This is a genomic window from Sphingobacterium lumbrici (assembly GCF_006476045.1).
Classification (GTDB): domain Bacteria; phylum Bacteroidota; class Bacteroidia; order Sphingobacteriales; family Sphingobacteriaceae; genus Sphingobacterium; species Sphingobacterium lumbrici.
This window is the reverse complement of the sequence record NZ_SRZY01000010.1, coordinates 1-12,397: the sequence shown is the minus strand read 5'-3', so window position 1 is coordinate 12,397 and position 12,397 is coordinate 1. Positions and strand designations below refer to the sequence as shown.

11 protein-coding genes, 1 tRNA gene and 1 riboswitch are annotated in these 12,397 nt (G+C 36.8%); of the genes, 2 read left to right on the top strand and 10 right to left on the bottom strand.

Annotation, left to right across the window (positions count from 1 at the left end):
- Nucleotides 1-77: 77 nt before the first annotated feature.
- The 4 genes from E4F24_RS01980 to pdxH all read right to left on the bottom strand — a co-directional run bounded on the left by E4F24_RS01980 (nt 78) and on the right by pdxH (nt 3,773).
- Nucleotides 78-1,181 carry a pepsin/retropepsin-like aspartic protease family protein gene (locus tag E4F24_RS01980; protein WP_181182338.1) on the bottom strand — a complete coding sequence of 368 codons (1,104 nt, stop codon included), beginning with the start codon at nt 1,179-1,181 and terminating at the stop codon, nt 78-80.
- Between the two features lie 239 nt (nt 1,182-1,420).
- Nucleotides 1,421-2,617, bottom strand: coding sequence for an NADH-quinone oxidoreductase subunit D (locus E4F24_RS01975; RefSeq protein ID WP_140936923.1), 1,197 nt, complete (start codon nt 2,615-2,617; stop codon nt 1,421-1,423).
- 3 nt (nt 2,618-2,620) lie between these two features.
- Nucleotides 2,621-3,112 carry an NADH-quinone oxidoreductase subunit C gene (locus E4F24_RS01970; RefSeq protein WP_140936922.1) on the bottom strand — a complete coding sequence of 164 codons (492 nt, stop codon included), beginning with the start codon at nt 3,110-3,112 and terminating at the stop codon, nt 2,621-2,623.
- A gap of 4 nt (nt 3,113-3,116) precedes the next feature.
- Nucleotides 3,117-3,773, bottom strand: coding sequence for a pyridoxamine 5'-phosphate oxidase (pdxH, locus tag E4F24_RS01965; RefSeq protein ID WP_140936921.1), 657 nt, complete (start codon nt 3,771-3,773; stop codon nt 3,117-3,119).
- Nucleotides 3,774-3,946: 173 nt separating this feature from the next.
- On the opposite strand from pdxH, the gene E4F24_RS01960 reads away from it, so the two are divergent.
- The gene (locus E4F24_RS01960) at nt 3,947-4,510 is read left to right on the top strand and encodes a YqgE/AlgH family protein (RefSeq protein ID WP_140936920.1); all 564 of its coding nucleotides are present in this window, start codon (nt 3,947-3,949) and stop codon (nt 4,508-4,510) included.
- A 69-nt stretch (nt 4,511-4,579) separates the two neighbouring features.
- On the opposite strand, the gene E4F24_RS01955 is transcribed toward E4F24_RS01960, so the two are convergent.
- Nucleotides 4,580-4,653, bottom strand: a tRNA-His gene (locus E4F24_RS01955).
- 117 nt (nt 4,654-4,770) lie between these two features.
- Entirely contained in the window at nt 4,771-6,657 is a 1,887-nt protein-coding gene (gene htpG, locus E4F24_RS01950; protein ID WP_140936919.1) for a molecular chaperone HtpG, read from the bottom strand.
- 173 nt (nt 6,658-6,830) lie between these two features.
- A riboswitch (SAM-I-IV-variant riboswitch) is annotated at nt 6,831-6,924 on the top strand.
- A gap of 70 nt (nt 6,925-6,994) precedes the next feature.
- Here htpG and E4F24_RS01945 point away from each other — a divergent pair.
- Nucleotides 6,995-7,258, top strand: coding sequence for a 5-oxoprolinase (locus E4F24_RS01945; protein ID WP_140936918.1), 264 nt, complete (start codon nt 6,995-6,997; stop codon nt 7,256-7,258).
- Here the strand turns inward: E4F24_RS01945 and E4F24_RS01940 are convergent.
- The 4 genes from E4F24_RS01940 to E4F24_RS01925 form a co-directional block, all read right to left on the bottom strand.
- The gene (locus E4F24_RS01940) at nt 7,255-8,355 is read right to left on the bottom strand and encodes a DUF2891 domain-containing protein (protein ID WP_181182337.1); all 1,101 of its coding nucleotides are present in this window, start codon (nt 8,353-8,355) and stop codon (nt 7,255-7,257) included. The genes E4F24_RS01945 and E4F24_RS01940 overlap by 4 nt on opposite strands.
- A gap of 390 nt (nt 8,356-8,745) precedes the next feature.
- The gene (locus E4F24_RS01935) at nt 8,746-11,022 is read right to left on the bottom strand and encodes a cation:proton antiporter (RefSeq protein WP_140936916.1); all 2,277 of its coding nucleotides are present in this window, start codon (nt 11,020-11,022) and stop codon (nt 8,746-8,748) included.
- Nucleotides 11,023-11,152: 130 nt separating this feature from the next.
- Entirely contained in the window at nt 11,153-11,884 is a 732-nt protein-coding gene (locus tag E4F24_RS01930; protein WP_140936915.1) for a LytR/AlgR family response regulator transcription factor, read from the bottom strand.
- On the bottom strand, nt 11,853-12,230 hold the full coding sequence (locus E4F24_RS01925; RefSeq protein WP_181182336.1) for a LytS family sensor histidine kinase: 378 nt from the start codon (nt 12,228-12,230) through the stop codon (nt 11,853-11,855). The genes E4F24_RS01930 and E4F24_RS01925 overlap by 32 nt, the downstream gene beginning before the upstream one ends.
- Nucleotides 12,231-12,397 lie beyond the last annotated feature (167 nt).

Here is a 12,397-nt window from a genome sequence, read left to right as displayed (position 1 = left end):
TTTCAGTGGCTAAAACATACCCTACAAAATATCATGTCGATCAACCATAAAAAATTAAAGGATCTCTATCCGCAGAACTATAAGAAAAGTATCGAGCAATCAAATATGTAGTTCATCGGGCGCATACCAATTTTATATTTAAAGCTGCTACTCCCGTCATACGGTATTGTTTTTCCCTCTCGATTCAGAGATGTATTTAAATATATTTTACTTTCTACCCATACAAAACCTTCGTGTTTCACTTCTATTCCACTCATATCTACATAAAACGGCTGCCTGAAATTTTTATTCGGCTTGAGATATAACATACGATTTTGATAATCAATCAAGACTGCGAACCGAGTAAGCAACTGATTACCAATAGATCCTACTCGATCTTTTAGCAACTTGTTAGTGTCATACGTATTCGTATCCGGATAGGATATAATAGGCTGTCGAAACTCAAAATTATTTATCCGTAGCGAATGAATTCTATTTCTCTTCCCATAAATATTACCATTAAATCCTTTACCTAGGAATTCATATATAGCAGGTTCCAAAATTTCAAGCTCCTGCAAACGATCCGAAAAGAGCATGGCAGGATCTGAATTTCCCAAATCTAGCAGAACCTTAACCTGTTCATACGTTTTTCTGCCGATTCTTAAATCTATGTTTACATAGGGTCTATTCCTTTCCATCTGTAAAGGAATTCGGTCAAACCCCCTTAATTTTTTATCCCTATCTTGTATGTTGCGATAGACCGTTATTTTCTTTTTAATATAGTTAATTTCTACTACATTGTTATGAAAAAAGTTACTCCCCAAAATACCATGTATAGGTAAGCCAATATGATTAGACAAGTGTAAAGAATCATCCGTAATCACGAATAGGTTGTGTTTTAAATCCATCATTGCCGAATCTGCAACACTCAAATGATTAGAAAGGGAGAGCAATCCTTCAATTCCTTCCCCTATACCAATCCCCTGGAAATTCACTTTAGAAACATTGTGTAATATTAAGGAATCCGAATGTCCGAATAATAATGTCTCTTTTACTCCGGTATCTAAGATGAAAGACAATTCTTCGCCATTGATATGGATAGGAATGATGATAACATGATGTACAAGCTCAAAGGAAAATGTTATTTTATTGGAATTATTTTTAAAAATCCACTGTTGACCATAGATCTCTGAAAAAGACATCAGCATACATAATATAAGAATTATTCTGACCATAACAGGATAGACTTACCGGAACTTACAATTGATTTATACGAATATAAATATAATTCTATAAGGATGTCTAAAAAGAGAAAAAGTCAGCACCCGGATGGGCGCAAACTTTCCTATTAGCCAATTATAAACTTAAATTATGAGAATACAACTATACATATAGTAGTTTATACACAACTATTTTTTTTGCATCTTTATACGCGCTTATATTATCTATCAACCTCTCCGAGCACAATATCTATTGATCCTAAAATAGCAATTAAGTCAGCAATCAAAACTCCCTTACCCAATTCAGGCAATACGGAAAGGTTATTAAAGCTAGGTCCTCTTGCTTTTACTCTCCGCGGAATATCCGTTTTCTCCTGAGTCACAAAGTAGAATCCAAGTTCACCTTTAGGATTTTCCGATCGGATATAATAATCCTGTTCCTTCAAATTTACTTTTTTAGGAACCAGGGCTCTCGGATCAAAATCAGGCGTACGTGCGAAATCCTTAATAAGACGTGCCAGACACTGTTCTATAATACGCACAGATTCGTATATTTCATCCACACGCACTTTATAGCGATCCCAAGAGTCTCCCAATGTACCCATTTCACCTTTACCTACCGGAATATTGAAATCGATTTCAGGATAAACTGAATAAGCATCTATGCGTCGTAAATCCCATTTAATCCCTGAAGCACGGAGCATGGGCCCTGAACACCCGTAATTAATTGCCACATCAGCTGGTAAAACGCCAATATTAGCTGTTCGGGAAATAAATATTTGATTAGTTGAAAGTAATTCATTTAACTCGGTCAACTTCGGTTTAAAGTAACTCAGGAATTCCTTACATCTATCTTCAAAACCGACTGGTAAATCGTAAAACAAACCACCAATCCAAATGTAATTGTAAAGCATGCGCGAACCGGAAGCCCATTCCAACATATTCATAATATGTTCTCGATCTCTAAAACACCACATGAAAGGTGTAAATGCACCTATATCGATACCATACGTACCAATTGCTATTAAATGCGACGCTATCCGATTTAGTTCACATACCAATACCCGGATATATTCAATACGTTTGGGTATTTTGTGTTCAATACCCAACATGCGTTCGACTCCCATCACAAAAGAATGACTATTATTCATCGAGGCTAAATAATCCAGACGATCCGTAAAAGGAATGGTCTTGGTATAATTCATAGATTCTGCATGCTTGTCAAAACAGCGGTGTAGATAACCCAGATGAGGGATAACCTCTTTGACAATCTCTCCGTCAGTAATCAATTCCAACCGTAATACCCCATGTGTAGAAGGGTGTTGAGGCCCCATATTAATGACCATTTCATGCGATCCTACGTTCACAATCTTTTCTTTATATCTTTCGTAAGCCGACTGATAACGGGTTAAATTCATAATTTACTTAATTGCTATACCGTGATAACTTTCCGGATCCTCATAATCTTTGCGCAGCGGATAGCCCTCCCAATCATCTGGTAACAGAATACGTCTCAAATCAGGATGACCACTGAAATATACTCCCATAAGATCAAAAGCTTCTCGTTCGTGCCAATCCGCTGTTTTCCAAACCGCACTCACAGATGGAATTTCCGGCAAATTTGCCGCCATTCTATCATTCGCGATGAAAACTTTGAGCGTTAGCTGTTTTTGATACGGAATAGAGGTTAAATGATAAACTACTGCAAACTTGGCTTCTGGATGATAATCTACTGCCGTAATATTAGATAAAAAATCAAAATAATATATCGGATTATCACGCAACCAGTCACATATATCAACAAGATAAGCAGGATTAATGACTAAAGCTTGTTGCAAGCCATCTAATTGTACATCTACGATACTTTCAGCTCCGAATTGTGTTGCTATTTCAGTTCTAATTTGCTCTATCATAAATCTAGGGAGCTAATCGATTTATAATCCATGTACCATTCTCTTCTAAAGTATACTGAATACGGTCATGAAGCCTAGAACTTCTGCCCTGCCAGAATTCAACTTTAACTGGCTTTACTATATATCCACCCCAAAAATCAGGTCTCGGAATCTCTTCGCTATCTTCAAAATCCTGGGCAAACCGTTCAACCTTCTTTTCTAAGAAATCTCTATCTGGAATTACTGCACTTTGAGGAGACGACCAGGCCCCTATACGACTACCACGAGGCCGGGACGCAAAGTATTCGTCTGAATCCTCGGGAGACAATTTCTCTACATATCCTTCTATACGCACCTGTCTTTGCAGTTCGGCCCAGAAAAATAAAACGCTAACCCGATTACAATTATCTAAATCCTTTCCCTTTTGACTCTGATAGTTTGTAAAAAAACTCAATCCATTCTGCTGTAGGTCCTTTAATAGCACGACCCTGGATGATGGAAATTCATTTACTGAAATAGTAGAAAGTACCATTGCATTTGGTTCAGTTACACTAGCATCTAGCGCCTGATTAAACCAAATTTCAAATTGTTTCAGGGGATCAGACTTCACCTCATTCTTAGAAAGAATTCCTTTTACATAATCTTCTCTAATCCCTGCGATATCCTTGTGTTCAATTGCCATTATAAATTAATTTAGTGACAAAACAAACTTACTAAAACCTCCTTAAACAATACCATTTTTATGTTATTATATTGTATATAAAAATAAATTACTCATTAATATTTTTTTTACGCTAAGTATTCGTGAATGCAAAGCATTTTATTTAAGTTTAATGATAAACTAAATAACGAGACATGTTTAGCGAAAACAAACCTACACAAGGAAGCTTATTGCTGTCCGAACCATTTATGCTGGATCCCAACTTTGAAAGATCAGTAGCAATGGTATGTGAACACAATGAAGATGGCACTATAGCACTCGTCCTTAATCACCGCTCCCATCTCCTACTTTCGGACGTTGTAGAAGAAATACTAAATGAAAAATTTTCCGTATATATTGGTGGCCCTGTAGAAAGTAATGCGTTGTTTTTCTTACATCGCGCATATAATAAATTGCTAAGCGGTACCCCTATTTGTGAAGATGTTTATTGGGGCGGAGATTTCGAAAATCTCATCTTACTTATTAACGAAGGTATTGTCGTACCGGATGAAGTGAAGTTTTTCTTAGGGTATTCAGGATGGGCTCCCAAACAATTGGATAACGAAATTGAGCAAAACAGTTGGGCAGTCCATCAGTCTTTCGATCCTACATTGACTTTCCTTACAGATGGTGAGGACTTATGGAAACAAGCTATAATTAGCCTTGGCCCGAAATATGCGCACGTTGCCAATTTCCCTAAAAGTCCCGATTTAAATTAATCCGATTTATTTTCTAATCACAGATATCTTAGAAAACAAAATAGCGAAACATTTCTGTTTCGCTATTCGGGTAAGTAATGGGGCTCGAACCCACGACCCTCGGTACCACAAACCGATGCTCTAACCAACTGAGCTATACCTACCGTGTTTTGATGCTACAAAAGTAGTATAAAACACTATTCACTCCAAATCTTTTTTAACAAAAAATCCCCATTGTAAATTAACACAATGAGGATTAAGCGATTATTTTTAAAACGAGGTTAGATCATCTCTACGCTTCTTTTTACAAAAGAAGTTAAATCGGCACCTGTCAACAATCCACGTGATAATAAGGCCAAGTCAAAAGCTTGTTTAGCTAATTTTTCACCCTCTTCGACATCACTTTCTACAATACGTTTTACCAAAGGATGATTGCCATTTACAGTTACTTTATAATTATCAGGAAGCGTACCATAAAATCCCATACCTCCACCAGTCTTCGCCATATCCTTCATCCTACGCATGAATTCATCAATAGTGACGGATACTGGAAGTTCTTCGGCATGAAGGGCATCTACTTCTACTTTCATATCTGCCCGTCCGATGGATTTTTCAAATACATCTGCAGCTTTTTTGCTTTCTTCCTCGGATAAAGTCAGCTCTACTTTCTCATCTTTCTGAATCAGTTTATCAATGACATCCGAATCCACCCGCTTTAGCTGCACCTTCTCTCCACCCTTTTGTTCCAAATAAGCCGCAAAATGTGTATCTAATGGCCCATCAAGTACTAATACTTCATATCCCTTAGATTTCGCCGTGGAGATAAAACCATCCTGTTGCGCAATATCAGAGGTATATAGGTATACAATGTTACCATCTTTATCCACCTGAATATCTCTCACTTTCTCATAATACTCCTTAATAGTGAAGCTTTCGTTATCTGTGTTTTTCACCAAACAGAATTCATTTGCTTTCTCTGCAAACTTATCATCACTTAACATACCATACTTAATAAAAAGTCCGATATCATTCCATTTCTCTTCGAAACCTTTGCGATCCGATTTGAAGATTTCTTGCAATTTGTCTGCTACTTTTTTAGTAATATAGTTATTGATTTTCTTCACGTTACTATCCGCTTGTAGGAAAGAACGCGAAACGTTCAATGGAATGTCCGGAGAATCAATAACACCATGCAGTAGCATTAAGAATTCGGGCACGATGTCCTTTACCTCATCAGTAATGAACACCTGACGGGAATACAACTTAATCTTATTGCGCTGTACTTCTAATTCATTCTTGATTTTAGGAAAATAGAGAATACCTGTAAGATTGAACGGGTAATCCACATTCAAATGAATCCAGAACAATGGTTCATCCATCGAATAGGGATACAATTCACGGTAAAACGCTAAGTAATCTTCATCTTTCAATTCTGAAGGAGCCTTCGTCCATGCAGGATTTGTATTGTTAATGACGTTTGCAACTTCTACCGATTTATATTTCGGTTTTCCTTCCTCGTCTTCACCATCAGGTTCCGAAGTTGATTTCGTACCAAAATGAATCGTTATCGGTAAGAATTTAGCATACTTATCTAAAATCTCCTGCAAACGATGTTGACTTAGAAATTCAGCCGAATCATCATTGATATGAAGAATAACATCCGTACCACGAGTAGTTCGTGTACCTTCTGAGATTTCATAGGACGTGCTGCCATCACAAGTCCAGTGAGCTGGAATAGCCCCTTCTTGATAGGATAGGGATTGGATTTCTACCTTATCGGCAACCATGAACGCCGAATAAAAACCTAATCCAAAGCGACCAATGATTTCATTGGCATCATTAGCCTCCTTAAATTTTTCCATAAATTCAGTCGCACCCGAAAAAGCAATCTGATTAATGTACTTTTTGATCTCCTCTGCCGTCATACCGATACCATGATCTGAAATGGTGATAGTTTTGGCTTCTTTATCAAATTTCACATCTACAATCAAATCTCCTACTTCACCAGCGAATTGACCTAGCGAAGATAAACGTTTAATTTTTTGAGATGCGTCAACAGCGTTAGAGACTAATTCACGTAAAAAGATCTCATTGTCTGAGTATAAGAATTTTTTAATTACCGGAAAGATATTCTCGGTATGAATCGAGATTGTACCTTGTTCTTGCATATTATATGTTAATTTTTAGCTTTTAATCCATAACCATATATCAAGGAATATTCCAAAATGAAATTTAAGACAGGATGACAGTTTTATAGGTGAATAAGTAAAAAATGGCAGTCCTTTTATGAAAAAAAATAAACCAAATAAAATTTGTTATTACCAAAAAGTCTACTAAATTTGTAGAGTATTCAGAATTGCATTAGCAATACCAACCGAGTGCGTACACCGCGGTGGTAAAATAATACGGGTCTTCAACCAAAATAAACGTCTTATCACGCTTATTTACAAAGCCCTTTGAATTTCTGGATACAATTTATGGTTTAACGTTTAAATTTTAAATTGTATGTCAACACCAATTCAATTGTATCAGCATCTCGTAGAGAAATTTAGAAATTACTCCACGGAAGAACTTATCCACCTGAATAATGAAATCGTTAAAAGCACCAGATGGGGAGCTTCCAGAGGAACATTTCGCACAGCGATATTAAATGCACTTTCCAAACGCGGCATAGATCTTTCCCACATCATTCGTAGAGAAGATGGATTTACCACTATACTACTAGCTCCTGTACGATTGGATGAAAATGTATTAATACCGCTGAATTAATGTACATGCTCTAGCGCATATAGTGCAAACGTGCCTAGCCAATGACTCCCCATATAATCATCTTGGGTAGAAAGATTAGGTAAAGAAAAGGCTATATGTGCATTCGCTACACTATTCAAATGGTTCAATTCAGGCAATATCTTGGTTATGCCATATAGGCATGCGGCTCTACTATAATTCAAACCATCAAGATGAACAAGTTTACCATCTGTACGATCTTTAACAACTGCAGGTGTCAACGTGAACGATTCGTCGAAAAGAGGCGGCAAAAATCTCTTCAACCACGCAGTGTATTCCTGTTTGTCCATAATTTTAGCCATCAGATACGCCTCTTCAAAACAAGGAGAAAGAAAATCGTAACCACTGGGTTCATATACCAAATTACAGTTCTCATCGGTTAAAAACAAACGTTTTGCATGTTGTACGATGCTATCTTCGAATTCTTTATCTCCCACAGCACGTGCGTAATCCAAGGAAAGGGATAATCCGAAAGCAGAATTATCATGTTGACCTGCTCGAATCGGATAAATCAGTTTAGGTAGATATACCTTATATGCAGCTACCAGATGATCTACTAAAGGTTGAAGAGTTGTCTTCCATCTTTTGGCATCTTGATCATCCCAGGTCGCCAAAGCTTCGTGTAACTTAAAGAGCCAAGCCCAACCATAAGTTCGTTCAAAGGTCTTATTGTTTATATCTTCAAAAAATGCCAGTTCAACGGCTGCATTTTGAACGGTAATATGCGCATTTAAAAGCTGTCTTACTTTACCGTCCTCATCGATACCGGGATATTTTTTCATCAAATTAATAATAGACCAATAGCCGTGCACCGAAGAATGCCAGTCAAAACATCCGTAAAAAATCGGACGCAGCTGTTTTGGCGATTTCAGATCTTTATCTGATCCGAGTACCTGTCCCAATTTATTTGGATATTCTATGTTGAGACAATGCACAGGTAAGGAAAAAATATGTTCAGCCTGCTTTTCCGACAGACTTACCAACGCCGACTCCTCCGTAATTTTTGATATGTTGTTACTACAATTCAAAAGAAACAACATAGTAAAGGCTATAAATAAGGTAATTACAATCGTTTTCATCAAATAATACATCTAAATAGTGATAAAATATATCGGATTGCCGACTTAATAGCTATGAGTTATTCGCAATCTGTTCTTTAACGAGCAGCTCATGCTATTTCCTGGTAATTTTAATATTATTAGGAAAGATAAGAACATTTCTGACTTTTTTCATTAATAATATTCAGATAACAAATATTTTTCTACATTCGCATCTCACAAAAGACATCAACTGAACACATATATAGCTGATCAAAGTGAGTTCATATTCATGTCATTAAAAACAAACACAAATGAATAAGGGCCTTGTTGCCTTAGCTTTAGGCGGATTAACTATAGGTATAACCTCATCAGCTGAGAAAAAGAGCTTATTTTAATTCGATAATGTTCCACTATTTTTTTTAAGACCTATCAGGTGGCAGACCGCTTACTATCTCCTACGATAAACGTCGATGGAGCATCCTTTAACCATACACTCTTGGCATCAACAAGACTTTTCCAACTGACCAAACTGATCACCATGAGGTCAAACTGCTGCAAAAAATCCTTTTCCATCACATTTCTAGATTCGATAGTGATATAGTTTGGAGCCTGTTGCTCAATGTGACGAATTTTTTCTTTTATTTCCGCATTATGTTTTATCACCTCGCTCATGTCCAACATCATTATCTGCGCTTCCGAGTTATGAATAAATTTTTGTACATACGGAATTAAGAACTGGTCTTCTTTATCAAATAGAGGAACAATAATCCGATCAGATTGAATAAAATTCTTATCGATTAATATCCCAACAGCGCCATCAACACGCGCATGGATTTGATCTGTCCGTTCGTATGAACTGAAAATATTATCCCTATTAGCTACTGTATAAATCAGCTTCTCGGGATTGATAATACGGGTTGTAAAATTAAGAAATTTACCTAGAATACTCCCTTCGTAAATAGATTCGCTAACTCCAAGTAAGAGTAAATCATTCTCTGTATTATTGGCTGTATTTACAATTTCTTGATCTATATTCGCAGATATCTTAAAGAGTGTATTCACCTTTTGATCTAAATCTCCTGCCAGATTTACCAATTCCTTGAAACTGCTTGTTTCTTGTTCATCGAGTTCATAAAGATGGAGTTCATTAGCTGGAGAAATATGGAGCGCCGTTATGTTTGCATTGTTTTTATTTTTCTTGACCATTGCATTTGCAAGACGCAGCAAGGATAACCCGGTCTCACTTTTAGCAAATGAGAGTAATATCTTAAATTTTCCGGCATTAACGATTTCGTTTGGCACCTTTAAGGATTTTGGCTTGAATATCCAATTGATAAGATCAAGACTCGGCCCCGTCATAAAAGTAGTAGCTAATGCCATAACGACCATCATGGAAAACAATTCCGCACTTAATACGCCTAAGTCGTAACCAATATTCAACACGACAAGTTCCATCAATCCTCTCGTATTCATCAACGCCCCTATGCTCAGACTATCTTTCCAATTCTGTCCGACCAACCTTGCGGCAAATGCGCTGCCGATAAATTTCCCAATTACAGCTACCAGAATAATGGCACCTGTGATCAACCATAGATTTACATCATCCAATAAACCTATTTGCGTCCGTAGTCCTGTAAATACAAAAAATAATGGTAACAACAATACCATGGCAACGTCTTCCACTTTTTCAATAAATATACTTCTGAATTTTGTACTCTCTGGCATTATCGCTCCGGCCATGAAGGCACCAAATAATGCGTGAATGCCGATTACTTCAGTAGCGTATGACGATAAGATTAATGTAAGAAAGAAGATGGCGACAATCGGTTTTCGCATACTTTCTTTGGTAGAATTTACGTCGGCTACACGCAGCAAAAATGGTCGTATCACTTTGATCATGAGCAATACATATATCAGTGCCAAAATAATCGTAAATATTGCACTTGCAAAAGATCCCGCCTTTACGATAGCAATCACCGCTGCTAAAATACACCATGCCGTAATATCGTCCGCCGCAGCACAGGTAATAACTATTGTGCCCAATCTTGTTTTCTGTAATCCTCTTTCTTGGACTATACGGGCAAGTACTGGAAAAGCGGTTATACTCATCGCTATACCAATAAACAAACCGTAAGATAAAAATTGAACATTATCCGGCGCATATTGATCATATAAAAAATAAGCGAGTGCAATTCCAAGGGTAAATGGAAGAATAATACTCGCATGACTGATAATAACCGCATCATGAGCCTTATTCCGCAGGATTTTAAGATCCAGTTCCATTCCTACGATGAACATAAATAAAATTAGACCTATCTGGCTTAAAAATTGCAAATTACCCAATGACGCTGCTGGAAAAAGCAAACTGGAAAAATCCGGAAAATACATTCCCAATAAAGACGGGCCTAGCACTATACCTGCCACCATCTCTCCTATTACCACAGGTTGTTTTATTTTGATACAGATCAACCCAAAAATCCGAGCTGCAAAAATAATGGTAACGATCTGCGCCAGTAGAATAGCTAATGGATGCTGCACACCCTGAATTATTGAATCAATAAAATTTGTCCAAGCGCCCTTATCGGATTGCACCAAATCGATCTGTCGAAATGCTTCTAACTTTTCTCCTTGAATGATAATCCAATACATAATTGCAGAAAAGCCCAGGATTGTTACGATATAGAAAATATTTTTAGAGTTCTTCATAGCTTGAATTTTGAAAATGTTGCACCGTTAAATACCAGCGTAGGTTATGGTTGCCAAATATATACAGCAATAGCGGATGCTCGAAATAGATCCTATTGAAATTCCTTAAAAATGTAACAAAAACCCCGTCTTATGTAATTTGCTCACCGGGCATTTTATTCAGAAAGCGCTTACGATAGGTATCGGTTAGCGAAAAACTCAATGCTCGTCCATCTTCATCCAATAGAAGTGTCGTGATTTCATGCGCAGTAAAGTATTTAACGATCCGTAACGCTAAAACCTCCTTTTTATTAATACGGGAGAACTGATTTTCAGGTAGTTGTTCCAGCAATTTTTCGAAAGAAACGTTTTTTAATATCAATGTGCTGCCGTCCTCGAGATGCGCTAATTTATCGCGACTATCAATGTCCGAGTTTCGGATATAATTGAGTTGGCTGAATAAAATCGATGTTTTACCCCTATCGGTCTGAATCTGAATATAATTACGTTTGGGAGTATTCGTATTCAAATACTTGCGCAACTTTTTCACCCCTTGGATTAAACGTTCTTTTTGAATTGGTTTCGTAATATAATCTATAGCATCCATTCCGAATGCATCTACGGCATATTGTTTATAGGCGGTCGTAAAGATTATAGGGCAATTAGGTAATAACTTTCCTAGTTCCAGTCCGTTTATACCAGGCATTTCAATATCAGAAATGCAAAAATCAAATTCCAAATATTGCACCTCATTTAAAAAAATAAGTGGATCGCTATACGCTTTGACAACCTCTACCCCTTCAATCTGTTGACACAACATCTTCAAATAAGTCAGTCCAGGAAGTTCATCATCAAGTACTATGCATTTTAACACCTTGCCCATCCAAGTTTATTTTTAATTGTGCAATAAAAACATCGCCTTCTACAAAACGCTGCAACGAATAATAATCTTTATATAATAATTGTAGCCTTTCTTCCAACGTTCGGCTTCCTATGCCACTTCTTAGCTTCTTAAGAGGTATTTTATTCGATATTTTGTTAGATACATTCAACAGAAAACAACCGTTTTTAAATTCAAACACAATTGAGATAAAAGCATTAGCACTTTGCAGATCGGAATGCTTAAATGCATTTTCAATTAAATCAACCGAAACTAAAGGAGCTAAGACCTTTTGCCCATAAAGCGGCTCCTTAGTTACTATTACATTTACTTTAACTCTCAAATCCAAAAGTGGGCTTACTTTTATCTTATTGATTTCGATCAGATTAATTGTAAATCGTCAGCAAAAAGTGGACACACTATTATAAAAACTTAAGGAGAGTTTTCAAGAAAAACAATTAGATTTAGATATGGAAACTCCAAAGAAAAAGAGTACTGAAAAATTTGTAAAAGACA

Excerpts from the sequence above, each read along its gene's own strand:
- E4F24_RS01980 (WP_181182338.1), bottom strand. The coding sequence starts at position 1,181 with ATGTCTTTTTCAGAGATCTATGGTCAACAGTGGATTTTTAAAAATAAT.
- E4F24_RS01975 (WP_140936923.1), bottom strand. The coding sequence starts at position 2,617 with ATGAATTTAACCCGTTATCAGTCGGCTTACGAAAGATATAAAGAAAAG.
- E4F24_RS01970 (WP_140936922.1), bottom strand. The coding sequence starts at position 3,112 with ATGATAGAGCAAATTAGAACTGAAATAGCAACACAATTCGGAGCTGAA.
- pdxH (WP_140936921.1), bottom strand. The coding sequence starts at position 3,773 with ATGGCAATTGAACACAAGGATATCGCAGGGATTAGAGAAGATTATGTA.
- E4F24_RS01960 (WP_140936920.1), top strand. The coding sequence starts at position 3,947 with ATGTTTAGCGAAAACAAACCTACACAAGGAAGCTTATTGCTGTCCGAA.
- htpG (WP_140936919.1), bottom strand. The coding sequence starts at position 6,657 with ATGCAAGAACAAGGTACAATCTCGATTCATACCGAGAATATCTTTCCG.
- E4F24_RS01945 (WP_140936918.1), top strand. The coding sequence starts at position 6,995 with ATGTCAACACCAATTCAATTGTATCAGCATCTCGTAGAGAAATTTAGA.
- E4F24_RS01940 (WP_181182337.1), bottom strand. The coding sequence starts at position 8,355 with ATGAAAACGATTGTAATTACCTTATTTATAGCCTTTACTATGTTGTTT.
- E4F24_RS01935 (WP_140936916.1), bottom strand. The coding sequence starts at position 11,022 with ATGAAGAACTCTAAAAATATTTTCTATATCGTAACAATCCTGGGCTTT.
- E4F24_RS01930 (WP_140936915.1), bottom strand. The coding sequence starts at position 11,884 with ATGGGCAAGGTGTTAAAATGCATAGTACTTGATGATGAACTTCCTGGA.